We start from the raw sequence: 23,060 nt of genomic DNA, 5'->3' as shown, positions 1-23,060 counted from the left end.
GTGGAAATATTAATGTCCATAGTAATAGGAATTATTATGATGTGTGCGGTTTATTTAATTCTTTCTAAAAGTCTGCTTAGAATAATTATCGGCACAGGACTTCTCAGTCACGGGGTTCACCTTTTGCTTATAACAATGGGAGGATTACCAAAGGGAGAAGAAGCACCCCCTCTACTGGGTGAGCATTCTGTTAAAGGGTATATAGATCCTCTCCCTCAGGCGTTGATTTTAACTGCGATTGTAATCAGTTTTGGAGTAACGGCATTTTTCTTAGTGTTAGCGTACAGAGCTTATCAGGAGCTCGGAACGGATGATATGGAGAGAATGAGAGAAAGCGAGGATTATTGGGGGTAAAAGAGTTATTCATTTTCCGTAAGATGGTTAGGGCAAAAATAATCATAGGATAAAGTTTGGTTAGGGTAAATCAGGCTGTCGTTCTTCGGCATTTCTTTAGTGAATTAAAGGCCAGATACGATTAACAAGCAATAACATTAGAAGGTGTGTACTGGGTAAGATACGACTTCATATTAAAGAGGAGGGCTATTCAGAATGGAATTCAAGTTTAGTGACTTTTCTATTGTTCTACCGCCCTTCCACATTACAATCATTGCACTAATTATTATCTACTTATTAATAAGGTGGAGTAAGCAATTAGAAACACGTCGTTATACGGTTTTTATTTACTTTTTGATTAGCACAAGCGTGGGTCCAATTTTTTCTCTAGGTACAAAAGAAGGGCTTTTCGAGCTGTGGGTTCCTTTAGGGTTTATAGTAGTTTTCATTTACTTGCTTTTTAGTAAAGGAAACCATCCCTCCAAAATGAAAGCCAGTATTTTAGGACTTTGCGTGGCATTATATCAGTTGATTCTCCATTACGTTGGTTAATTTTTTGTATTCAATTAACGGGGATGTTTGTAGAATGAAAAATGGATAACGTCAGGAGGATGCGAATTTACAACGTTTATGGAAACTCAATATGAAAAAGCCTAATTCCTCAATTCAAGTGAAGAAATCAGGCTTTTTTCAATAATCCATTACCGTACCTTGCCTAAATGTGGGCTGACCGTCTCGATATTAAGTGGTGAATAGCTTCCATTCCCCCTCGGAAACAACTTCAACGGCCCCACCAGTCACTTTGATGGCCGTCTGATCGTCAATCGCGTACCCTGGCAATGAGACGCCGGCGGCCCACTTTTCTGCATTGGCCAAGGTATTGTCCGGTAACATCTCGTGACCCAGGTGAGGAAACAACGCGAAATCCACCAGACCCAGTGTTTTATCTCCCCCTGTGGGCGGACGCCAGCCTACGAATTCTTCTCCGATATTCGGGGCCATCACCATGCTTCCGGCGCTCATTCCCACATAGACTGCATCCAGTGATGGTAAAAGGTCTGCAAGCCCCGATTGCCGCATCCAGTGGTACAGGTAGATGGCGTCGCCTCCAGACACCAGCAGGACGTCCGTCTCCCTGACAAGGGGCACCCAGCGGTCTTCGTCGATGCTTGGCAGGGCTGTGAGCTCTAGAACGCCGACAGACTTCCAGCCCAGGTCGACCATGGGATTCTCGGAATTCCCGCTTATGAACTGCCAGGCTTTGTCGCCGGGACCGACCCAGGGGTGTCCGTACATCGCGGTGGGGATGCACAGCGCGTTGGAGTCGGCGATCGGCTTGTCGAGCATGTCAACCAGCGCGTTGTGGATCGTCGGGTTATTGACGCCCGCGGACGTTAGCAGAAGTTTCATTCCCGATGTTCTTGAATCCTCTAAATAATTTTGCGACATAAGTTTTTCCTCCTTAGGGTACGAACTTTTTTACCTGAATCTTTAAGATTATCACGGATTTTTTTGTTGATTCCTAACTGCAATAACTTGAAATGTCGTGCGTAGAAGTCACTTCTTCGATGGTTAATTATCTCCTATTCATTTTATCATGTTCCCTTCATATGTTTTTGAGTATTTACGATAAATAGCAATCTGTCTGATCTTTAATTTAAGTACTGTTCAATAAAAATGATCGCTTATTCACGAAGGGCAGGTTAGATTAAGAAGAGTCCCTGAATTTATGGAAAAATTTTATGAAATTTAGATACGCGATTATAGGGGGAGTATATATGGATATAGAAATTCATAGTGACTTTGCTCATGCAAATATTGATGAAATTAAGGATGTTTATGCTTCAGTTGGGTGGATGAAACATACAAACGAGATAATCAGACAAGTCTTTGAAGCAAGTAATGTCATAGCTTTAGTTAAGCTCAATGGAAGAATTATTGGGATTGGTAGAGGGATGACAGATGGCGTTTTTAATGCCGCCATTTATGATGTAGTGGTTCATCGAGATTTTCAAAGGCAAGGAATTGCCCAAAAAATTATGGAGTTTTTACTTGATAAGCTAAGTAATGTTTCTTGTGTCCATTTAATATCAACAACTGGTAATGAAGGATTTTATCGGAAATTTAGATTGAAAAAGCTGAAAACTGGAATGGCAAGGTATTTAAATCCCAGTCTAAGTGATGAGTATTTAGAGTAAAAGCTCAGAGCAGGTATGAATTGCTCCCCTTAAGAAAGACTGTAAAAAAATTAGGGGACTTCTCATAAACTCTGACCTTTTTCCTTACATCTGTCATCTATCTTGTTATAAGATTTCATCAAAATAATCAAACCACTTCATTATACATAAGAACCGTCCTTTACTTTGTAAAAGCAATTATTAAATAAAGAAACTGAATCATTAACCCTTTAGAAACCGCGTTACCAACGCGTTTTTTTTTTGCTTAAAATTTAATATTCAAAAAAAATTTAAAAACATATTGTAAAGCGCTTTCAATTGTCATATAATTTCAATAAATCGATTTAGTAAACCGGTTTAGTAAATCGGTTTAGGAAATGAAAGTTGGAGAGAATGGAATGAAAAAAGTAACGATTGCTGATGTTGCTCAGCACGCGAATGTATCTAAGAGTACCGTTTCCCAGTACTTAAATAATCGTTTTGATTATATGAGGGAAGGCACGAAGAATCGAATAGAAGAATCCATCAAAGAGCTCGGGTATCGTCCAAATATTGTGGCGAGAAGCCTCAAGCAGAAGTCGACGACGACGATCGGGGTGATTGTGGCAAATATTCTACATACGTTCTCGACTCAGGTGATCCGGGCCATTGAAGACACATGCCAGGAAGCGGAGTTTCACACGATTGTCTGTAATGCAGATGATGATCCTGACAAGGAGCGAAAGTATATCGAAATGCTTCGCGCCAAACAGGTAGATGGCATCATCCTGCTGCCAACTGGGGATAATGCGACATTATACAATGAGATGCTGAAGGAAGGCTATCCGATCGTGTTCGTTGACCGGACGGTGCCGGGTGTACCGATTCCATCTATGCTCCTTGATAACGAGAAAGCATCTGGGATTGGGGTTCAGCATTTTATCGACAGGGGATACACGAAGATCGGTATCATCACGAATGTGATCCGGAATGTTACGCCAAGGATGGAGCGGATCAACGGCTATAAAAACACGATGAATGCCAATGGTCTGGACATCCGGGATGACTATATTAAGAGCCTGGAAGTGAACAGGATTAGAGAAGGGGTTCACGATCTGCTATCCCTCGATGATCCCCCGGAAGCCATCCTTGCGGGAAATGATTTAACGCTCATTGAAATATTAAAATATGTCAAAGAAAATCATGTAAGGATTCCTGAAGACTTAGCCATCATTGGAATTGATGATGTGTCCTTTGCCGGATTTTTTGAACCGGGATTGACGATCGTGGCTCAGCCTACTTTTGAAATAGGGAAGAAAGCAGCGGAATTCTTATTAAACAAAATCCAGAAAAAAGAGGATCAGGATGAGGGCTTGGTTTTCCGTTTTGATCCGGAGTTAATCATACGAGAATCTTGTTAGACAGAAAGGGTGTTACCCATGAATGATGTAGTGACGATAGGCGATGCGATGATCACTCTCGATCCGTCATCGACGGGCCCGATGCGGTTTGTCTCTTCTTTTGAACGGAAAATCGGGGGAGCCGAGCTGAACTTTGCGATTGGCTGTGCACGGCTTGGATTAAAGACCGGTTGGATCAGCCGTCTGGGGAATGATGAGTTTGGCAGGCATATCTTCAACACCGTCCGCGGTGAAGGAGTGGATGTTTCCGAAGTGGAACTGGTGGATGGATATCCGACTTCCCTGAACTTCAAGGAAATCATGGGAGATGGGAGCGTGCGGACCTTCTACTACAGAGACCGTTCACCTACAACGGTGTTGACGAAGGAAACCTTGAATGAAGAGTTTTTGAAAAACACGAAGATCCTCCATATCACAGGGGTATTCCCTGCAGTGGATAAAACAAAAAATATCGAGTTGATCCGCCACGCGATCATCGAAGCCAAAAAGCATGGTGTGATGATATCATGCGATCCGAATATCCGACTGAAACTGTGGGGTGAGGATGAAGCGAGGGACGTGCTGAGGAGCTTCCTCCCATATGTCGACATCCTTGTGACAGGGATCGAGGAAGCCGAGCTGCTATTCGGAACAACAGACACCAATGAAATCAACGAGCATTGTAAGCAATTCGGCATCACGCATCTCGCCATCAAGAAAGGTGAAGAAGGTTCAATTGGTTATGTGGACGGTGAATATGTTGAAGCTCCTGCTGTTAAAGCGAAGAAAGTGGTGGATACGGTAGGCGCAGGCGACGGATTCGATGCAGGCTTCATTTACGGGATCCTGCAGAACTGGCCGTTAGACAAAGCGCTTCATTTTGCGAACATCATCGGGTCGATGGTCGTCAGTGTGACGGGTGATAATGAAGGGCTGCCTTATTTAGAAGATGTCCTTGTCCATTTGGGTGAAAAAGAACGAGTGGAAAGATAGGGGGATGGGATGAATATACAAGTGGCGCTTGACCGCCTTACGAGGGAAGAATGCTTTCAGATTTTGGAGAAGACGGCTCCATACGTGGATTGGATTGAGGTAGGAACCGGTGTGATTAAGGAATATGGAATGACGATCATCCAGGAAACCCGTGAGAAGTATCCCGATAAAACGATTGTTGCAGATATGAAAACGTGCGATGCCGGAAAACACGAGGCCATCCAGGCATTTGATGCCGGGGCGGATATCATGACCGTCATGGCGTTCTCTGCCGACAAGACGATCACCGATACTCTCGAAGTGGCAGCCTCACGTGGAAAGAGAGTGATGATCGATCTATTGGGAGTTTCGGAGAATAAGAGAGTCCGGGAATTACAGGAACTTGGTGTTTCCATGGTCAGTCTGCACATCGGGAAGGACATGCAGGAAACAGGTGAAAGCACCGGCAGCCTGTTCGATTTGATACAAGGGATTAACGGACTCGAGACGGCCGTTGCCGGGGGGATCACATTTGCCACACTGCCAGACATTGTGGAAAATAACCCCGATACAGTTATCATTGGCAGCGCTATCACAAAGGCAGCTGATCCGGCCGAGGCTGCTAGAGCGATGAAGGGACTGATCAGGGAATGAAATCAATCATCACGACGGTAGCCGATGAAATCTCAGAAGTTTTATCAAAGGTGAAAGAAGAAGAGGCGACCCATCTTTCAGAGCAGTTGAAAAAAGCCAAACGGATATTTGTCTACGGTGAAGGACGTTCCGGATTGATGGGGAAAGCCTTTGCGATGCGTCTGATGCACGGAGGCTTTCAGGTCTACGTCATTGGGGAAACAATAACACCAAGCATGGACGAAGGGGATCTTCTCATCGCCATTTCAGGCTCCGGCTCTACAGGAGCCATTGTCCAATTTGCCTCGAAAGCAAAAGAAATTGGGGCGAGCGTGTTCCTCGTCACTACGAACCGGGAATCAAAGCTTGCGTCGATCAGCGACGGGATTATGGGCATACCCGCAGCAACGAAGTACCGGAGAGCGGAGGAGCCTGCTACGATCCAACCTCTTGGCAATCAGTTTGATCAGTCGGTCCATCTTGTGCTTGACGCGGTCATCATCGGGACACTGGAAGATGGGGATACGAATGAAACCATGGCCAAACGGCATGCGAATATAGAGTGAAATGGGAGGTGATCATGTGAACCCGATAGAGTTTATAAAAGAAGAAATCCTTGTGGCTGTCATCCGGGAAGCCACTCCACAGACGATTCTGCCAATCGCAGAAGCCCTGTATGAGGGCGGGGTTAAAGTGCTCGAAATCACGGCCGAGACACCAAAGTTTACAAGATTGATAGAAATCATAAGAGAAGAAATGGACGGCAGGGTCCTGACTGGTGCGGGCACCGTCCTCGATCCGGAAACGGCAAGGTCTGCGATCATGGCCGGGAGTGAATTCATCGTTTCCCCGACATTAAATGCAGACACGGTGAAGATGACAAAACGCTACGGCATCGCAAGTATACCTGGAGCCCTGACACCGACGGAAATCCTGACGGCATATGAGCTCGGGGCGGACATGATCAAGGTATTTCCGGCAAATACATTCGGACCAGGCTATGTTAAAAGCATTCACGGTCCTTTCCCAGCTGTCCCATTGATGGTGACCGGGGGGATCAATATGGATAATCTTACGGAATATCTGGAAGCTGGTGCTCTGGCAGTGGGCCTCGGCGGAAACCTGGTAAATACGAAACAATTGCAACATGATGAAGATTTTCAGCGCTTGACGCAGAAAGCCCGCGAATACACACGAATCGTTCAGAAGGTAAAGGCAGTTCAAACCATTTAATCATAATAAGGGGGAACTAGGGATGAAGAAATTTTTCTCAATTTCATTTGTATTATTGTTGGCTGTTTCCGGCATTCTGGCCGGATGTGGAAGTGACGAAGCCGGGGGAGAAGCAGGCAAGAAAATCAAGATTGTAGCGGCACACAACCAGACATCACCGGATAATCCATATCAAACAGGGCTGGTTAAATTCAAGGAAGTGGCTGAAAGTAAGTCAAACGGCGATATCGAAGTCGAAGTACACGCAGGTACAATTGGAACGGAAGAGTCAGAACTTGTTGAAAAACTGAAGCTTGGCGGAGCGGATGTGGTGCTCGTATCACCTGGCTTCATGACTCAGACCGGAATCAAGGAAATCGACCTATTGGCGCTTCCTTACCTTTTTGACAGTTATGATCATTGGGAAAAGACGGTAGACGGAGAAGTTGGGGAAGAAATGGCGAAATTGATCAACGAAAAGTCCAACAATGATTTTAAATTGATCGGATACTGGTCTGCCGGTGTGAGACATTATTACGGGAAAAAGCCGCTTGAAAAAATGGATGACATTAAGGGAATGACGTTTAGAACGCAGACTTCAGGTGTTGTGGCGGATTATTGGAAGGAAGTAGGGGCCATCCCGACATCGATTGCTTGGGGGGAACTGTATCAGGCGCTTCAGCAAAATGTCGTTGATTCATCTGAAAACTCGTATCCATACTTTGTACAGCAGAACCATCATAAAACGGACAACGGGAAATACATCACTGAGACAGCGCATGATTACACAACACGCTTCTTACTGGTGAACGGAAAGAAATTTGATTCCTATTCGAAGGAACAACAGGATATCATCATTGAAGCAGCAGAGGCGTCTGTGAAAGCAGAAAGAGAAGCGGTATATGCACAGGAAGATGAGTACAAACAAAAAGCCATCGATGAAGGGGCGAAAGTGAACGAAATTGACCGTGAACCATTCATTAAATTGGCAGAGCCTCTTCATGAGAAAGCAGCCAAAGACATGGGAGCAGAAGACCTGCTTGAAAAGGTTAAAAAGCTTAAGTAAAAACGTTGTTAAAAGGGAAGAGATGATCTGTTCTTCCCTTTAATTGTGAAAGGGGGAAGACGATCAAGATGATTAAGGCTCTTGAAAAAATCCAAATGACCATCGGTGCTATTTTTTTACTTATCTTTTTTGCAGCGATTATGGTTCAAATCATCACCAGACATCTTGGCATATCTGTCATATGGACAGAGGAGGTAGCCAACTATTCCTTCATTTGGTCTGTCTTTATGGGGGCATCCGTCATGGTGAGCAAAAGGGAACACTTCAGCTTCGACTTCCTTGTAGAGAAATTGGAAGGGAAATCGAAAGTGTCATTACTGATCGTGATTGATGCTGTGATCTTATTATTCTCTTTTGCTCTTTTCTACTATGGAATTGAAGCCGTACAGAATTTCTGGAACTACAATTGGACGTCCATCCCTGAGTTGAAAATGGGATATGTGTGGATTGCCATCCCAATCATGGGGGCAACCATGATGATATACTCGGCGAGTCAATTAGTCAACAATATCAAAGCACTTAAAGGAAGGGGGGCACAATCATGATTGGTATAGGGTTGGTTGGATTATTTCTCATTCTGATGTTGATAGGTGTACCGATTGCCTTTGTCATCGGCATCATTGCCCTCCTCGGTATTTTTACGGTTCCTTATATCCCAGAGGTGACGGTCCCAATGAAGATGCTGAATGGGATCGACTCGTTCGTCCTGCTGGCGGTGCCGTTATTCATCCTGGCTGCAAACCTGATGAACCACGGGAAGATTTCACAAAAGCTGATCGACCTCTCCTTGACGATGGTTGGTCATATCAGGGGGGGCCTTGCTCACGCAAACATCCTGGTCTCAATGATTTTTGCCGGGGTGTCAGGAGCGGCGCAGGCTGATACTGCCGGGGTCGGTAAAATTCTTATCCCGAACATGAAGAAACAGGGATATGACACAGAAACCGCTGTAGGTGTAACTGCAGCTTCTTCCACAATCGGTGTCATCATCCCCCCGAGCATCCCGATGATCATTTTCGCAGGTTTGACGAATGCATCCGTGGGTGCGTTATTCCTAGGAGGAATTGTTCCCGGCGTCCTGATTGGGCTTGGTATGATGCTCTTCATTTATATCATGGCATTAAAAAAGGGGTATCCAAGATCGAAACGTGCGACATTCAGCGAATTTTTCAAACTAGTGTACGAAACGGTACCTGCCCTGATCACTCCGATCATCATTATCGGAGGTATCATCTCCGGGTTTTTCACCCCGACTGAAGCCGCGGCCGTTGCTTGCTTGTACACATTATTGATTTGTATGTTTTTCTATAAAACATTGAAACTATCCGATCTTCCGAAGATCATCAAAGATACACTGGCACTAAGCTCGCTATCACTCTTTGCCCTTGCTGCCGCAAGTGCACTGGGTGAACTGATGAGCTACTATCAATTATCAGTTAAGGCACAGGAATTCTTCGTGAACAACGTTGGGGCAGAGTGGGTATTCATCCTGATCATCATCGCATTCTTCCTGTTCGTTGGTACGTTCATGGATGCAATTCCTGCCATGATCTTATTCGTACCGGTCATCTTGCCGACAGCCAATCTATTCGGAATGGAACCCGTGCACCTTGGACTGATCGTGGTCATGACTCTGGCGATCGGACTCGTCACCCCCCCTTATGGGTTATGTCTCTTACTGGCGGCGAAAATAGGCAATCTCAGCATCGAGAAGTCCTTCTCTGCTGTCATGCCGTATATATTGATTGTCCTCGTCGTCCTGTTGTTCGTAGCATTTTTACCGGAAGTGGCATTCTATCTTCCAAAATTAATAAACCCAAGCCTATTCTGACAATCGGGCTATTGGGACTGAAATGATTTGAAAAGGGGAGTGGACCGTAATGGTGAAGAGGGAAATATTAAGCAGCGAAGGCTCCATGATGCTCGTGAAGGTGGAACTGGCGGAAGGATTCGTCGGTGACATCGACCAGCATCCAGAAGAACAACTAAGCTTCATTGAAAAAGGACAAGTGGAATTCGAAGTCGGTGGAGAAAAAAGGATCCTGAATCAAGGGGATACGCAGTATATCCCATCGAGTATCCAGCATCGTGTTAGAGTGCTTGAGGAATGTGTGATTTTGGATATGTTCTCGCCGATTCGGAAGGACTTGCTGCAGGGATAAGGTAGAGCTGAGCCTCACCCCGTTTTGGGTGTGAGGCTCTTAAAGAAAAATGACATTCAAGAGGAGGGATCCACCCATGCAATATGAAAAAGTCAGATGGGGAATAATCGGCTGCGGAGATGTGACAGAAAAGAAAAGTGGCCCTGCTTTTCAAAAGGTTAAAAACTCAGATCTTGTTGCAGTCATGCGGAGGACGGGTGAACTGGCAAGGGATTATGCGGAAAGACATCAGGTACCGGAGTGGTACGATGATGCGGAGGCTCTTATTAACGATCCTAAGGTAGATGCGGTTTATATCGCTACGCCGCCAGACTCTCATAAGGAATATACACTGAAGGCAGCCGCTGCGGGGAAACCGGTTTATGTTGAGAAGCCGATGGCTCGTAACTACGAAGAATGCTGTGAGATGGTAGCTGCCTGTAAAGAGGCTGGTGTTCCTTTGTATGTAGCTTATTACCGCCGGGGACAAGAGCGCTTTTTGAAAATTAAAGAATTGCTGGATCAGGGGGCGATCGGAGACGTTCGTTTTGTCTCATCGACGCTGTATCAAAAAGCAGGGGACGATGTGAAAGATTCAGAAGACCTCCCTTGGCGTGTCCAGCCTGGTGTTGCTGGTGGCGGATTATTCTTCGATTTGGCCAGCCATACTCTCGACATTCTTGATTTTCTTATCGGCCCCATACAAGAAGCAAAAGGGTTTGCGTCGAATCAAGCGGGCTATTATGAGGCAGAAGATATTGTGACCGGTACATATCGATTCAAATCTGGCTTTCAAGGTATAGGAAAGTGGTGTTTCACGGCTTTTGAAGATGTGGACATGAATGAGATTGTCGGAAGTAAAGGGAAGATCAGCTTTTCTACTTTTGGAGATGATCCAGTCACGTTGACGACTGTTGAAGGAAAAGAGCAATGGAGTTTTGAACACCCCCTCCATGTTCATCAGCCGCTTGTTGAAACTATTGTAAGAGAGCTGACCGAGGATGGCGTTTGTTGTCCGAGTACTGGAGATTCTGGTGCGCGAACCAACTGGGTGATGGATTCAATCATGGGGAAGTAGATGTTTACTAATTGGATTTAAGGGGCTCATCCGGAACAAGGATGAGCTTCTTTTTGTTTAATGTTTTTCTTGAGTAAGTAACTTGATTTTGAAATAATTGGTAATAAGTTAAAGGTCAGCTCAATTGAAGAAGAAAATGAGGTGTAATAATAATTAAAATCCTAATTTTAAGTCTATCAATCCTTGTGTTCATAATGAGTGGTTGTTCGAATGGTGAACAAGTTATTGAAATTGAGAATAAAGAAAAAGCGAGTTCATTATTTATTCAAAAAGTAGAAAACGATACATCTTCTGAAGAATTAACAAAGGTAGTGAGTGATAAGCAACAAATAGAACACGTTTTGACTATGGCAGAAGGTCTTGAAGTCAAAAAAATCAGCTTCGAAGTCTAGCCATATGCTAAATGAAGAAAGAGTGTTTATGAAATATGCCATCAAGATTTCTTCGGATACCCCTGTTACAATTTTTTCGATTACAATCATTCCTTTTTTGCTTGCTTCCTTAGGGATATTCATGGTTACGGCAATCTTAACGGTGAAATGTTACTGATACCATTTTCAACCATAAGTAGACGGTTACTTTTGAAGCATGGAGCATAGGGACGGTTCTCGTGTTTCCTTTTCAAAAAGATGAATCATTAGAGCTGAATAACATAAACTCCAATCCATTACTTAAACTAGATATAGGGCTTTTCATCTTCCTTGTCCTTTGACCGATAAAACTCTAAAACTGCTTTCTCATACTCGTTTTCAGATCTAAAATTTTATTTTATCATGTTCCCTTTAGTGTTTTTGTGTATTTACGATAAATAGCAATCTATCTGATCATTAATTCAACTGTTCAAGAATCATTATTTATTCACTAAAAAGGCAGTTATCAGGAATAAAAGATACTTATATGTAATCCACAATAGAGTCAGATCGTTGAAGAAGGATATTATAATCGGATGTCGTATTTATTTCTTAGAGATCATCACTTAGGAGGGTTTAAATGCCAGTGTCTAAAGGTCATGTAGAATACATAATTCGAAATGTGAAAGTAGAGGATGCGGAGGTACTTTTGGATATTGAGAGCTTTGTTATTTCTGAAGGTGATTATTTCATCGCAGTATCAGAAGAGGTAGAAAAAAAGCCATTACAGGAGAAGAAAGAACGAATACAAAGTATATTGGATAACATAAAAGAAACTCTTATTATAGCGGAAGTGAATGGGGTAGTTGTCGGATCGATAGAATTTCGTTCACAAATTAGAAAGAGATTATCACACACTGGCTCTGTTTCAATGTCGATAAGTAAGAATTACAGAGACATGGGAATAGGGAAGGCGCTTTTAAAGGCATTATTAGACTGGGCAGAAGAAAATCCATTAATTGAAAAGGTAAGTTTAGGGGTCTTTTCAACAAATCAAAGAGCAATTTCCCTGTACAAGCAGATGGGTTTTTTGGAAGAAGGTCGTTTAATTAAAGAATACAAGTTAAATCATGGTGAATATATTGATGATATTCTTATGTACAGATTTGTATAATAAACTAATGAATCGTAAGCATGGGGACGGTTCTGCTGCTTCGTTTTTACGAACAGGAAGCACGAGAACCGTCCCCGCGCTTCTCTAACCCAACAAAAAAACAGTACATAAGAGGTGTCCAATATCATGAACTGGAAATTAAAGAGCTTTGATGAACTATCCACTCACGAGTTGTACGGGATTTTACTAGTGAGGACCCAGGTCTTTGTGGTGGAACAGGAATGTCCCTATCTGGAAGTGGATGGGAAGGATCTGCACGCGTATCATCTTTATAAAGAAGAGAACGGGGAAGTGGTTGCTTATACGAGACTTTTACCGGCAGGTGTTTCGTATAAAGAAGCGTCCATTGGCAGGGTTCTTGTGAAGGAAGACTATCGTGGTAAAGGACTGGCAAGCGAATTGGTAAAAAGAGGATTGGATTTCATTCATGATGAATTAGGGGAAAGAACGGTGAAGATTCAGGCTCAGGAATATTTGCGGGAGTTCTATGGGGCATTTGGATTCAGGGCGATAACGGAAACCTATCTGGATGATGGTATCCCTCATATTGATATGATTTTGCAAAAGTAATGGAGGTCCTTTTCGTCAGGTTATAGATGAGACTGATAAACGATTGTTAAGTCAATGAAGTTGCCAGACAGACTAATCAGTTTGTCTGGCATTTTTTCTTTTCTTTCGGTTGATTTGATTTTCGTTAAGGACGTTCCAGTACAGCGGCAAGCATCCCATGCACAACCTCATGATCACGCACATCATGCAGACGGTACTCCTCACCCGGAAGCGAATACCACTCCTCAGCTCCCACATATGTAATAGCAAGAGTCAGCACACCATCATCATCGCAGGTGGTGACAAGTTCAAGCTCGCCGCTGATGACGCCGACCTCAGAGGTCATGACACCATGGGTTGCGGTAAAGATCGTTGATTTCTTATCCATATGTATTCCTCCATTCTTGTGTTTGGTATGAACAATGCCCGTACGAGCCGATCGTACGGGCATTGCTGGTATTCAAATCAGTAAACGCAGCTGTTCAGCATTCCCTGAAGCGCGGTCTTTTCTGAAGACTGAAGGCTTAACCCCCATTTGTACTTGGTACTGATCCACCACTTAGAGTACCCACAGTCTGCTCCGGAACGCGGTGGCTGCCATGTCGATGGATCCTGGTCGCCTTTGGAGCGATTGGAGCTGGCGCTGACCGCGATTAGTTGCGGACCGCTCAGGTCGTTCGCGAAGTCTTCGCGCTTCTCTGTCGACCAGCTGCTGGCACCGGAGCGCCACGCTTCAGCAAGGGGGACAACGTGATCGATATCAAGGTCGGACGGATCGTAGAACGTAACACCATCGTAATAGCTGTACCATTTGCCGGACGTGACAGGACAGCTGCCGCTGTAGTAGTCGGCGTCACGCTGGAGCACAAGCTGGCGGGTGTCGCAGCCGCTGCCTTGCCCGATCCAGTGGGGAAACTTGTCCCGGGAGTAGCCGGTCATGGAGCTTTCGGATTTCACAGTCAGTGAGTTCAGTTGTGATTGGGCCGTGGACTTGGACGGTGTGCCAGGCGGGAATGCTAGGGCTGACGGCAGGAATAAAGCGAACGAGAGAAGTAGTGCAACAACAAACAACATCGATTTCTTTAGCATGGGAATGCCTCCTGTATGTATTTTTTTATATCAACATCTCATTCTGAGAGAATGGGATATTAATAGTAAGCCTGCAGGCATAACAATGTAGTACATTCAGAAAAGGGAGTGGATCGGGTTTCATGTTGAAGTGATTTTCATAGATGATTGACTATAGCGTTAGTTCGCCTCTACTTGAAATGATAGAGGATGGAATAACCTTCTAACAAGTTAATATTTTGTAAATCCCCACACTTTCCGAAGGTTGAATCCTTCTTCCTATTCCATCAGGATCAGTTGATCATCACGGTTCGGCTTTTCGTGAGTCATTACACCTATAGAGGGTGATCATTTGAAGAGATTGACTCCAACATTTTCTTGGAATATTGGGAAGGGTATTTTTTTATGATGAGACGATGATGTATCGGTCTCTGATTCGGTTAGCTTATAGAATTGTTTAACAGGTTAGTGTGAAACATGGTGACAGGTATCCTTGGCCCTATTCTTTACAGGAGTCGCCGTCCGCAAGAAATAATTTTGAATAAATAACGAAAAAGTAATATAATGGAAAAAAAGTAAAGGGGAATGGGGGATATAGAATGAAGAAGTACGGGTTACTGTCAGTTCTGTTCTTTTTAGCAGCATTTTCAATTTATTTTATATCGATGTTTATAACAGGGGACTTATTCTCTGGAAAAGGAATGATAATGATCGTCATAGTGCTTCCGATGATCGGACTGATATTGGGTCTTAAAGCCAAAGGCGGTTTTAAAACATTCGGAATCATAGGTAATTCTTTCATTCTTCTCATTTCCGTAGTTGTTCCACTTGTTTCAACATTCTTTTGGAGTCAGGCACCGTTTTTTTGGTAACATAAAGAGAATGTATGGAGAGAGTACTCAAAAAGTGTACGAAGCGATCGTACCATTTAGAACCCGGAACCGAACATATGGAGGTCAGTATGAAACAAATTAATGAACAATATAACCAACTAACAGACTACATAAGAGACTTACTTCCTGATCACCATGGAGTCGGAGTAAGCGTTGCCATTGTGAAAGACTCAGAGACGATCTATTCTAAAGGTTTTGGGAACGCCCGGATCGGTAACGCAGAACGCCCGATTGACGGCGATACTAGGATGAGCATTCAAAGTATTTCCAAGAACTTTATGGCCCTTTCCATTATGCAGCTTATAGAGAAGAATTTAATTGCATTGGACGATGCGGTTGTTACCTATTTGCCATACTTCCGAACGAAGAATAAAGAACAGAGTGACGCAATCACGATCAGGCATGTGTTGTCCCACACGGCAGGTTTTCCTTCAGAAGTGGGAATCGCCAATATGATTGCTCCGAATGTAAGGGAAATCTTCTCAGATACACCGACGGAATTTCAGGAAGCATTGGATCATTATCAGCTGACAGAAGAAGAGATTGCTAGTATAAAGAATCGCGAAGATATCACGAAATGGTTTGAAAAAGTAGAATTGGAATATCCTCCAGGAGAGGGATGGAATTATTGCACAGATGCGTATGTGATTCTTGCCGATCTGTTTGAAAAGGTGACAGGCAGCAAATGGGAAGCATCCCTTCACGATGACATCCTCACACCCCTTGATATGAAGCGGACTACAAGTGACTCATATAAAGTTGAGGAAGATCAGAACAGTGCCAGATATTATGTAGGCGAGGATAAAATAGAAACGCCTTTCCCCATCAACCCAATCTCGGCGCCAATCGGGTATTTGTATTCAACCGCCAATGATTTAGGGAACTATTTAACATTCCATTTGAATAAAGAATCGACTGTTTTACAATCAGAATTAATAGTAGAAATGCAAAAGCCCATCCATCTTGTAAGCGAAGAATGGAGGGCGCCTGGATGTGATGTCAGGAGCTATGGACTTGCATGGTTTACAGATACGTATAGGGGATATAAAATCGTCGAACATGGTGGGGGCCAGTTAGGTGTAAGATCCCTGATGACCATGGTACCTGAGCTCAATCTGGGAGTGGTGGTTTTATTGAATTTTGACGGGACTATTCATCATGATATTTGTGATAAGATCATGGACGTTTTTATTGATTCATCACATGACATTTAAGAAATGTTTATGGCCGGACCCTCAACACGTAGAGGGTCCGGCCAAGTTTTTATATCTACGCTAATGTCTCATGCTTCCGGTCCAATCGATGACTCAAGAATGTCAACAGACTCGCACAAAGCGCAACCACTCCACCGACAAGTGACACATTCATCAATGGCCCTTGATGGTAGACAAGTCCACCGAGTGCCGATCCCATGGCGATACCGACATTGCTTGCAACGGGCATCAAGGAAGCGGCAAGTCCTGTCGCTTTCGGTTGATACACACCGGCAAGGTCAATCAAGTAAAGCTGGGTTGAGGTCGTTAGCAGGATCGCCATCAAGGACATCAAGCCAATGTTGATCAAACCGATGATAAAATGGCCGGTCGTAAAGTACAATCCGATCAGGACAAAGGCCTGGATAAGGAAAACGAATCGCAGGCGTCCGATGGCATTGTGACTGGCAATCTTTCCGGCCAGTATGTTACTGAAGATCGAGATGAATCCGTAGGCGAACAGGATCAAGCTGATGGAACTGCCTGGTGCTCCCATCATGTCGAGAATCGGAACAAGATACGTAAATACCGCGTAGGTTGCACCGAATCCAAGAGCCGGGATGAAGAAAGCCATCAAGATCCGCGGGTGGGTCAATAAAGAAAACTGATCACGCATGGAACTGCGGTATTGACTGAGCTTACTGGGCAAGTTCATGAAAGATGCCAAAAAGGCAACCCCGCCAAGGATCGTCGTCAACAGGAACGTGGCATGCCAGTCGTACCACTCCGCGATGACGGTACCGATGGGCACTCCGATCACGTTTGCCAGAGTGAACCCGCCGAAAACGAAGGAAATGGCCACTCCCCGTTTCGTCACTGGAATCGCTTCGCTCGCGATCGTCATGGCAAGGGAAATCGACACGCCTGTGACGATGGCTGTCAGCATTCGAAGGACAAGGAGCATGATGTAACTGGTCGAAATCACGCACAAGGCATTCAGAATGATAAACGACCCTATCAAAAACAACATCCATTTGCGCTTAGGAAAATGGCTTGTTGCGGACATCACGATCGGGGTGGCGATGGCGAAAGTAATCGCAAACGCCGACACCAGCGTACCTGCCTTTGCGTTCGTTATATGAAGGCTCGAGGAAATCTCCGTTAAGATCCCAACGATGACAAATTCGCTTGTCCCGAGAACAAAAGTTAGTAAACTAAGTGTGAAGATAAGAAACCAATGCTGTTTGGTTAATACAGTCTCTTGCATATGAACCTCTTTTCTAGGATGGATATACATCAGTATTAGTATGGGCAAACAATTTAATTATCATATCATAAAATGGGGAAGCATAGGGACGGTTCTGATGCTTCCTATTAAATGAAAAGGAAGCATCAGAACCGTCCCTGTGCTCTACCTGTGCTCTATGTGCTCTATTTTAATATAGGCTCTGTTTAAGGTAAATGGCGTTATTTGATACCTGTCCGAATTCTTGATAGTATTAGAATGAGAACAATTGTTCTGGCGGAGGTTATCAAGGTAAGCAAAACGTTTAGCAACGCTTTAAGTATAGCGACATATTACCGCATACCAAAAATGAGCAAGTAATTTAATGAGTTAAACGCTATGTTGAACCTTCTCCTTCTGCTGGTGTTCATTCGAATGAATAATACGAACGAATGTTTTGAAATGTGTTTTCAAAAATAAAAAATTCATTGAAAAGTGGTTATGGAGGTATTGTATATGTATGTAACGATTGCAGACTTTATAAGAGAATGGAATTGGGAGGCAACGCTAACTCAAAAGGTTTTGGAAGGATTAACCGATCATTCATTGAATCAAAAAGTTTACCCAGAAGGTCGTACATTGGGAAGAATTGTTTGGCATTTTACAACAAATATCCCAGAGTATTTAGCTCATTTCGGGCTGGAAGTAAACGAAGTAGAAAATGCAATAAATGTCCCTAACTCAGCTAAAGAAATTGCTCAAACATTTAAACAGATAAGTTCTTATGCAATCAAAGTCATTGAAGAACAATGGACAGACGAATCCTTGAAGGAAGTGCAAACCGCATTTGGCAGAGAAGAAACAAATGCTCAAATTTTTATGGGGCTAATTAAGCACATTGTTCATCATCGTGGACAAGTTACAATTCTTATGCGTCAAGCTGGCATCAAACCTTTTGGGGTTTATGGACCACCAAAGGAAGATTGGATTCACTTAGGTGTGGAAAATCCGCCACTTTAATGTTAATACGAATGGGAAACCCAATTGAAATAGGGTTTCCCTGAATGTTAATTTATTATTAACATTAAAGGTTAAGATAGCCTTTTTTAAAAACTACTCCCAATCCTTAGACATGATAACAAACTGATACACCTGACCCCTTATTTCATTTTCAAATTCTCCTCTTTTTCTGAATCCTTCTTTCTCATACGTCCGGATGGCCCGTTCATTAAAATCTTCGACGGCCAATTCCAAATGAGTGAACTTCAGCCGTTCCCGTCCTTGATCGATGATCGCTTTCACAAAGGTTGAACCGTATCCCTTTCCTGTCATGGAAGGCTTCATTTGCACCCCAAGGACCAGGATGTCTTTCCCGTCTTCTTCTATATCATAAAACTCACAATTCCCGATCAGATTCTCTTTTTCATCAACGACTGAAAAGGCTCTTTCCAGATGAACACTCTGTTTCAATCCTTCGATTTTTTCTGCCTGACTATTGTTATCATAAAACGAATAGATTCCATCATAGGTCCAGGTAATGAATTCTTTGATATCTTCTTCGGTCCTTCTTCTAATGGTCAGTTCCATGCTTGTCATCCACCTTAGGATTCTTTGTCTTGTTTCTCGATCCATTTTTCCACTTTTCTCTCCATCTTTTTTTGCAATCCCCCAATATTTCCACTGTCACGCTGAGCGGATTTAACGTATTTCGCCGGGAACATTTTTTCCAAGGAGGACTGGTACATGCTGCCGTCCTTTGGTTCTATGTATTCAATCACAGAATACGTCCCCTCTTTTTTGCTTAACCGGATCACGGCGGGTAAGGAATGCCCGGACTGGGCCTCTATTCCGGTCGCTTTATTAAATCCTCCATAATAGGACCACATATATACACTCAGGATCCCATCCGTTTCGCTCGTTCCATAGACTTTGTGGACTTCGAACTGCTTTTCTGTGCCGTAGTAGGAGGTAGAGTAGTTCTGGATGATATATTGGGAAATCGCGTCATCGATCTGTTGGGTTATCTGTTTATCTCCGTCGATCAAATTCAGTTCTTTCCCGTAACACCCGGTAAATAAGACCGCTGCCATTAGTAAAAGTAAAACCCGTACCTTTTTCAAAATGTCCATTGCTCCTTGTATACATGTATTTTTGAAGTTTATAAGACATGGAGAATATTATTCCATTTTACCATATGGTTTCTTGTATTTTCCTTTTTTTACAATTAAATCTATGGTATCTTCCAGTAGAGTAGCTCACGAAACGGATAAGGGGAGAGGACGAATGAACATCGTATCACTTAAAGAGATGCCGAAAGAGAACCTGGTTGAATTCTTCAATCGGCATTGGGGCAGTCCGAAGATGGTCATTTCCAGTGGGATTTATGACTGTGCTGCGTTAGACGGCTTTGCCTACCTGAATGAAGAAACCGTAATCGCAGGTTTGATTACATATGTGGTTAAAGACGAAGAATGCGAGATTATTTCGCTTGATAGTTTGGAAGAAAAGAAGGGGATCGGCACCGCCCTGATGAAAGAAGTAGAAAAGGTTGCGGCCGAGAATCGATGTAAACGCATCACGCTGATTACGACCAATGATAATCTGCAGGCACTGAAATTTTACCAAAAGAGGGGTTTCATGATTTCAACTATTCACCTGTTCGCTGTGGAGAAGGCGAGAAAGGTAAAGCCAGAGATCCCCTTGATCGGGAATGACGGGATTCCGATTAGGGATGAAATTGAACTGGAGAAGGGTGTGACTCTGACGGATGGAAAATCGTAAGTGGCCAAAATGGGCTGTGGAAGCAATCGAGATTGAACCTCCAAACCCGGACTGGATCGAGGCGGGAAGAGCTGAAGTGAAGGAGCTCTTACACTCTTTGAGTCCCTTTGGTGTAAAGGAAGTAGAGCATGTTGGAAGTACCGCGATCCGCGACCTTCCTGCCAAACCCATTATTGACGTGATGGCGATGATCTCATCCTTCGACGATCTTGACGAGATTGCAGGTAGACTAGGAGAAGATCAATGGCATTTTGTACCTGTTGAGCTTGACAACCGGCCGTGGAGAAGGTTTTTCATAAAAGTAGAAAACGAAAGACGTGTCGCACATCTACACCTCATGCTGACAGGTGAACTAAGGTGGGCACAACAGCGGTCATTCCGGGATCGTTTGAACGTAAATCCTTCATTAAGAGAAGAATACGCCGAGCTGAAAAAGCACCTGGCCCATCAATTCCCCGACGACCGGGAAGCGTATTCGGAAGGGAAAGCAGCATTTATTGAAAGAGTATTGGATCGCTCGGAAATGGGGGAGAGAAAATGAAAAAACGACTGCTGCTGATGATGATCCTAGTCACTGCATTCCTTTTAATGGCCTGCAGTGGGGAAGCGAAGCAAACAGGAAGTACGAAGCAGGAGGAGACTGTACTGGAAAGCAAAAAGGAAGGTAGCGGGGGAAAGACATCAGAAGAAGCACAAGCAGAAGAACCGGTCGATTCGGTGGATTTGGAAGACGCAGCGTCCCAGGATCAATCGAGCAGCACAGAAGATCCTCTGTCTACATACCCTTCAGAGAAAATCGAATACGCCCGCGTCTGGCTACAAGTGATCGGGAATAAAGGCGTGGGGGAACTGAATGTTCGACATATTTCAGCCGGGGAGCAGCTGAATCCTTATGATGACAACAGCGTGGATTATCCAGAAGACGTCATTGTGTTAATCGGGAAAATCATGGCAGATGGAATCGTCACCTATAGCGGTAATGGGGACGGCACGATTAATGTGTATGATGTACCTTCCCATTGGCCGAGTAGTGAGCAGATAGAGGGGTCAATGGAAGATTATACGAAGGGGATTGTGGAGGATACGGAGCAGGTTTCGGTTGGTACGGGTGAGGATGATGAGGTTATAGGGTTGATTGGTAAAGTGAAAATAGAGAGTTAAATTTACTAATGTGATTGTGAGAGATTGGGGAGAGAGTTAAATGAGAAAAGTGACAATCTTTATGTTGACCGGCTTATTCATGTTTATGTCAGGAGTATATTTATCTACTTTATTATCCACTCATTGGGTTGTAGTTGGCACGTCACTTGCAATCATTGGAGGTTTCATGATGGGTGTTAGCTCATACTTCTTGCCAAAGATTAAAAAATAGCACATTGTTTTATGCCAATAAAGGAGGTATATCAAGAAAACGGTTAGCTTTTTTATTGTAAAATCTTGATTTGAATATGATGATTATATTTGAAAAAATTTAAAATTTTGGAGTGAAGATGTGAACAATTTTATTAAAGCGTTAAATCATGTAAACAAATTAGTCTATGAACCTAATCAATTAACCTTAACATCGATTCAAGAAGAAAAACAAAATTCAAACTACGGAGCTGGTACATTTCAATTAGCTTCTTGTTCAGTTCGATTTAGAGTCGCAAACAAAACACCTAATAAGGTGGGGCAGTTCGTTGCATTTTGGGAAAAAGATGTAAATGATAACAATCAACCATATACATATGAAAAGGCACCGGATTTGTTGGTCATCAATACCTTTTTGAATAATGATGAAATGGGGCAATTTATTTTCCCGAAAGACATTCTTGCCAAACAAGATATTCTTAAAACGAGTGCTACAAAAGGGAAAATGGCCATTAGAGTGTACCCAAGTTGGGATACCCCAACCAGCAAACAAGCGATAAAAACTCAAAAATGGCAGTTACCCTATTTTGTTGATCTGAGTGATACAAATAAATTACCCATAAAAAAATTACTGGAACTGTATTCGCAGTAAATTAGTAGCTTTCAATTAATCCCAGAATTTTATAGAGGAGGAAGTATCATGAATCAAAACAGTGCATTGATTATAGTGGATGTTCAGAAAGCATTTGATGACCCAAAGTGGGGAGAACGAAATAATGTAAATGCAGAAGAGAATATTAGTAAAATACTAAAGGTTTGGAGAGCGAAAGAAGGGCAAGTCATTCATATTCAACACAAGTCAGATAATCCGGATTCTGTATTTCATCTCGGCAATAAAGGTTTCACCATAAAGGAATTGGTTAGTCCTCTTGAAGATGAAGTGGTTATTACCAAGAAAGTGAATAGTAGTTTTATTGGCACCAATTTAGAAGAACTTTTAAAGGCCAATTATATTAAAACGGTGATAATAACAGGATTAACCACTCCTCATTGCGTCTCAACAACTACGAGAATGAGCGGGAATTTAGGCTTTAACACTTACCTGATATCCGATGCCACAGCGGCATTTGGAATGGAAGATCAAGATGGCCATTATTATGATCCGGAAATGATACATAACGTGTCTTTAGCTACATTGAATGATGAATTTGCCACCATTCTTTCAACGGAACAATTGCTAAATAGGTTGAGTTAATGTTTTTTCACTAATGCTTTAATGTAGGGATATAAAAACCTTAGGCATATTACTCACGTGAAGGAATATAAGCAGGATAAGCCGAATAAGTCATAGGGATCATGGTTTGGTTGTATTCTCAAAATAATAGAATGGAGTATTTCATTGAGAGTATTTTTCGTTATATGTCCTATCGTCGAAAATGAAAGCTATTTTATGCGCATGAATGACTTTTTTCGAAATTGATTGAGG

Annotated in this window: 32 protein-coding genes; 26 read left to right on the top strand and 6 right to left on the bottom strand. The window is 43.1% G+C overall.

Translation table 11 applies throughout. From position 1 onward, the window contains the following. Both RSX31_RS11530 and RSX31_RS11525 read left to right on the top strand, forming a co-directional pair. Nucleotides 1–354, top strand: a complete 354-nt coding sequence (locus RSX31_RS11530; RefSeq protein ID WP_315634613.1) for a Na(+)/H(+) antiporter subunit C — start codon at nucleotides 1–3, stop codon at nucleotides 352–354. A 195-nt stretch (nucleotides 355–549) separates the two neighbouring features. Next, on the top strand, nucleotides 550–885 hold the full coding sequence (locus RSX31_RS11525; RefSeq protein ID WP_315634612.1) for a hypothetical protein: 336 nt from the start codon (nucleotides 550–552) through the stop codon (nucleotides 883–885). Between the two features lie 189 nt (nucleotides 886–1,074). Here the strand turns inward: RSX31_RS11525 and RSX31_RS11520 are convergent, their stop codons facing one another. Beyond that, a complete protein-coding gene (locus RSX31_RS11520; RefSeq protein ID WP_315634940.1) occupies nucleotides 1,075–1,743 on the bottom strand; it encodes a Type 1 glutamine amidotransferase-like domain-containing protein in 669 nt (222 codons plus the stop codon). A gap of 368 nt (nucleotides 1,744–2,111) precedes the next feature. On the opposite strand from RSX31_RS11520, the gene RSX31_RS11515 reads away from it, so the two are divergent. The 14 genes from RSX31_RS11515 to RSX31_RS11450 all read left to right on the top strand — a co-directional run bounded on the left by RSX31_RS11515 (nucleotide 2,112) and on the right by RSX31_RS11450 (nucleotide 13,085). Beyond that, on the top strand, nucleotides 2,112–2,531 hold the full coding sequence (locus RSX31_RS11515) for a GNAT family N-acetyltransferase (protein WP_315634611.1): 420 nt from the start codon (nucleotides 2,112–2,114) through the stop codon (nucleotides 2,529–2,531). A 377-nt stretch (nucleotides 2,532–2,908) separates the two neighbouring features. Next, a complete protein-coding gene (locus tag RSX31_RS11510; protein WP_148994682.1) occupies nucleotides 2,909–3,910 on the top strand; it encodes a LacI family DNA-binding transcriptional regulator in 1,002 nt (333 codons plus the stop codon). An 18-nt stretch (nucleotides 3,911–3,928) separates the two neighbouring features. After that, nucleotides 3,929–4,882 (top strand): sugar kinase, encoded by a 954-nt coding sequence (locus RSX31_RS11505; RefSeq protein WP_315634610.1) that lies wholly within the window; start codon nucleotides 3,929–3,931, stop codon nucleotides 4,880–4,882. Between the two features lie 9 nt (nucleotides 4,883–4,891). Continuing rightward, a complete protein-coding gene (hxlA, locus tag RSX31_RS11500) occupies nucleotides 4,892–5,515 on the top strand; it encodes a 3-hexulose-6-phosphate synthase (RefSeq protein ID WP_315634609.1) in 624 nt (207 codons plus the stop codon). Continuing rightward, nucleotides 5,512–6,060, top strand: coding sequence for a 6-phospho-3-hexuloisomerase (gene hxlB / locus RSX31_RS11495; RefSeq protein WP_315634608.1), 549 nt, complete (start codon nucleotides 5,512–5,514; stop codon nucleotides 6,058–6,060). Before hxlA ends, hxlB begins: the two co-directional genes overlap by 4 nt. 16 nt (nucleotides 6,061–6,076) lie before the next feature. Next, nucleotides 6,077–6,727: a bifunctional 4-hydroxy-2-oxoglutarate aldolase/2-dehydro-3-deoxy-phosphogluconate aldolase gene (locus RSX31_RS11490; RefSeq protein WP_315634607.1), complete on the top strand. Its 651-nt coding sequence runs from the start codon at nucleotides 6,077–6,079 to the stop codon at nucleotides 6,725–6,727. Nucleotides 6,728–6,749: 22 nt separating this feature from the next. After that, complete coding sequence (locus RSX31_RS11485; RefSeq protein ID WP_315634606.1) at nucleotides 6,750–7,772, top strand: TRAP transporter substrate-binding protein; 1,023 nt, start codon at nucleotides 6,750–6,752, stop codon at nucleotides 7,770–7,772. Between the two features lie 68 nt (nucleotides 7,773–7,840). Next, nucleotides 7,841–8,317 carry a TRAP transporter small permease gene (locus RSX31_RS11480; protein ID WP_148994676.1) on the top strand — a complete coding sequence of 159 codons (477 nt, stop codon included), beginning with the start codon at nucleotides 7,841–7,843 and terminating at the stop codon, nucleotides 8,315–8,317. Next, entirely contained in the window at nucleotides 8,314–9,603 is a 1,290-nt protein-coding gene (locus tag RSX31_RS11475; RefSeq protein WP_315634605.1) for a TRAP transporter large permease, read from the top strand. The genes RSX31_RS11480 and RSX31_RS11475 overlap by 4 nt, the downstream gene beginning before the upstream one ends. 49 nt (nucleotides 9,604–9,652) lie before the next feature. Next, on the top strand, nucleotides 9,653–9,934 hold the full coding sequence (locus RSX31_RS11470) for a cupin domain-containing protein (RefSeq protein ID WP_148994675.1): 282 nt from the start codon (nucleotides 9,653–9,655) through the stop codon (nucleotides 9,932–9,934). Between the two features lie 76 nt (nucleotides 9,935–10,010). Continuing rightward, complete coding sequence (locus tag RSX31_RS11465) at nucleotides 10,011–10,991, top strand: Gfo/Idh/MocA family protein (RefSeq protein WP_315634604.1); 981 nt, start codon at nucleotides 10,011–10,013, stop codon at nucleotides 10,989–10,991. Nucleotides 10,992–11,185: 194 nt separating this feature from the next. Further along, nucleotides 11,186–11,383, top strand: coding sequence for a hypothetical protein (locus RSX31_RS11460; protein ID WP_315634603.1), 198 nt, complete (start codon nucleotides 11,186–11,188; stop codon nucleotides 11,381–11,383). 598 nt (nucleotides 11,384–11,981) lie between these two features. Beyond that, nucleotides 11,982–12,515: a GNAT family N-acetyltransferase gene (locus RSX31_RS11455; protein WP_315634602.1), complete on the top strand. Its 534-nt coding sequence runs from the start codon at nucleotides 11,982–11,984 to the stop codon at nucleotides 12,513–12,515. Nucleotides 12,516–12,641: 126 nt separating this feature from the next. Then, nucleotides 12,642–13,085 carry a GNAT family N-acetyltransferase gene (locus tag RSX31_RS11450; RefSeq protein ID WP_315634601.1) on the top strand — a complete coding sequence of 148 codons (444 nt, stop codon included), beginning with the start codon at nucleotides 12,642–12,644 and terminating at the stop codon, nucleotides 13,083–13,085. Nucleotides 13,086–13,209: 124 nt separating this feature from the next. On the opposite strand, the gene RSX31_RS11445 is transcribed toward RSX31_RS11450, so the two are convergent. Both RSX31_RS11445 and RSX31_RS11440 read right to left on the bottom strand, forming a co-directional pair. Continuing rightward, nucleotides 13,210–13,515 (bottom strand): hypothetical protein, encoded by a 306-nt coding sequence (locus RSX31_RS11445; RefSeq protein ID WP_315634600.1) that lies wholly within the window; start codon nucleotides 13,513–13,515, stop codon nucleotides 13,210–13,212. A 14-nt stretch (nucleotides 13,516–13,529) separates the two neighbouring features. Beyond that, complete coding sequence (locus tag RSX31_RS11440) at nucleotides 13,530–14,096, bottom strand: HNH endonuclease family protein (RefSeq protein ID WP_262371853.1); 567 nt, start codon at nucleotides 14,094–14,096, stop codon at nucleotides 13,530–13,532. Between RSX31_RS11440 and RSX31_RS11435 the strand changes: the two genes are divergently transcribed. From RSX31_RS11435 to RSX31_RS11425, 3 genes are all read left to right on the top strand, one after another. After that, nucleotides 14,002–14,244: a hypothetical protein gene (locus RSX31_RS11435; RefSeq protein ID WP_262371863.1), complete on the top strand. Its 243-nt coding sequence runs from the start codon at nucleotides 14,002–14,004 to the stop codon at nucleotides 14,242–14,244. The two genes, RSX31_RS11440 and RSX31_RS11435, sit on opposite strands and share 95 nt — an antisense overlap. Before the next feature lie 487 nt (nucleotides 14,245–14,731). Then, a complete protein-coding gene (locus RSX31_RS11430; protein WP_315634599.1) occupies nucleotides 14,732–15,004 on the top strand; it encodes a hypothetical protein in 273 nt (90 codons plus the stop codon). A gap of 89 nt (nucleotides 15,005–15,093) precedes the next feature. Next, nucleotides 15,094–16,239 (top strand): serine hydrolase domain-containing protein, encoded by a 1,146-nt coding sequence (locus RSX31_RS11425; RefSeq protein ID WP_315634598.1) that lies wholly within the window; start codon nucleotides 15,094–15,096, stop codon nucleotides 16,237–16,239. A gap of 55 nt (nucleotides 16,240–16,294) precedes the next feature. On the opposite strand, the gene RSX31_RS11420 is transcribed toward RSX31_RS11425, so the two are convergent. Further along, nucleotides 16,295–17,485 carry an MFS transporter gene (locus tag RSX31_RS11420; protein WP_282137320.1) on the bottom strand — a complete coding sequence of 397 codons (1,191 nt, stop codon included), beginning with the start codon at nucleotides 17,483–17,485 and terminating at the stop codon, nucleotides 16,295–16,297. A 474-nt stretch (nucleotides 17,486–17,959) separates the two neighbouring features. Between RSX31_RS11420 and RSX31_RS11415 the strand changes: the two genes are divergently transcribed. Further along, on the top strand, nucleotides 17,960–18,463 hold the full coding sequence (locus RSX31_RS11415; protein WP_315634597.1) for a DinB family protein: 504 nt from the start codon (nucleotides 17,960–17,962) through the stop codon (nucleotides 18,461–18,463). A gap of 93 nt (nucleotides 18,464–18,556) precedes the next feature. Here RSX31_RS11415 and RSX31_RS11410 read toward each other — a convergent pair whose 3' ends face one another. Continuing rightward, nucleotides 18,557–19,030, bottom strand: coding sequence for a GNAT family N-acetyltransferase (locus RSX31_RS11410; protein WP_315634596.1), 474 nt, complete (start codon nucleotides 19,028–19,030; stop codon nucleotides 18,557–18,559). Nucleotides 19,031–19,044: 14 nt separating this feature from the next. Continuing rightward, nucleotides 19,045–19,563, bottom strand: a complete 519-nt coding sequence (locus RSX31_RS11405; protein ID WP_315634595.1) for a hypothetical protein — start codon at nucleotides 19,561–19,563, stop codon at nucleotides 19,045–19,047. A 163-nt stretch (nucleotides 19,564–19,726) separates the two neighbouring features. Between RSX31_RS11405 and RSX31_RS11400 the strand changes: the two genes are divergently transcribed. The 6 genes from RSX31_RS11400 (at nucleotide 19,727) to RSX31_RS11375 (ending at nucleotide 22,829) form a co-directional block, all read left to right on the top strand. Next, the gene (locus tag RSX31_RS11400; RefSeq protein WP_315634594.1) at nucleotides 19,727–20,224 is read left to right on the top strand and encodes a GNAT family N-acetyltransferase; all 498 of its coding nucleotides are present in this window, start codon (nucleotides 19,727–19,729) and stop codon (nucleotides 20,222–20,224) included. Continuing rightward, the gene (locus RSX31_RS11395) at nucleotides 20,211–20,765 is read left to right on the top strand and encodes a GrpB family protein (protein WP_315634593.1); all 555 of its coding nucleotides are present in this window, start codon (nucleotides 20,211–20,213) and stop codon (nucleotides 20,763–20,765) included. The genes RSX31_RS11400 and RSX31_RS11395 overlap by 14 nt, the downstream gene beginning before the upstream one ends. Continuing rightward, entirely contained in the window at nucleotides 20,762–21,385 is a 624-nt protein-coding gene (locus RSX31_RS11390; protein ID WP_315634592.1) for a hypothetical protein, read from the top strand. The genes RSX31_RS11395 and RSX31_RS11390 overlap by 4 nt, the downstream gene beginning before the upstream one ends. Nucleotides 21,386–21,425: 40 nt before the next feature. Further along, nucleotides 21,426–21,596 carry a hypothetical protein gene (locus RSX31_RS11385; protein ID WP_315634591.1) on the top strand — a complete coding sequence of 57 codons (171 nt, stop codon included), beginning with the start codon at nucleotides 21,426–21,428 and terminating at the stop codon, nucleotides 21,594–21,596. A gap of 120 nt (nucleotides 21,597–21,716) precedes the next feature. Beyond that, nucleotides 21,717–22,226 (top strand): MepB family protein, encoded by a 510-nt coding sequence (locus RSX31_RS11380; RefSeq protein ID WP_315634590.1) that lies wholly within the window; start codon nucleotides 21,717–21,719, stop codon nucleotides 22,224–22,226. A gap of 48 nt (nucleotides 22,227–22,274) precedes the next feature. Further along, nucleotides 22,275–22,829: a cysteine hydrolase family protein gene (locus RSX31_RS11375; protein ID WP_315634589.1), complete on the top strand. Its 555-nt coding sequence runs from the start codon at nucleotides 22,275–22,277 to the stop codon at nucleotides 22,827–22,829. The last annotated feature ends 231 nt before the right edge of the window (nucleotides 22,830–23,060 follow it).

It is taken from the genome of Rossellomorea yichunensis, assembly GCF_032337515.1.
GTDB lineage: Bacteria > Bacillota > Bacilli > Bacillales > Bacillaceae_B > Rossellomorea > Rossellomorea yichunensis.
The sequence above is the reverse complement of the archived record's forward strand: the minus strand, read 5'-3'. Positions and strand labels throughout refer to the sequence as shown.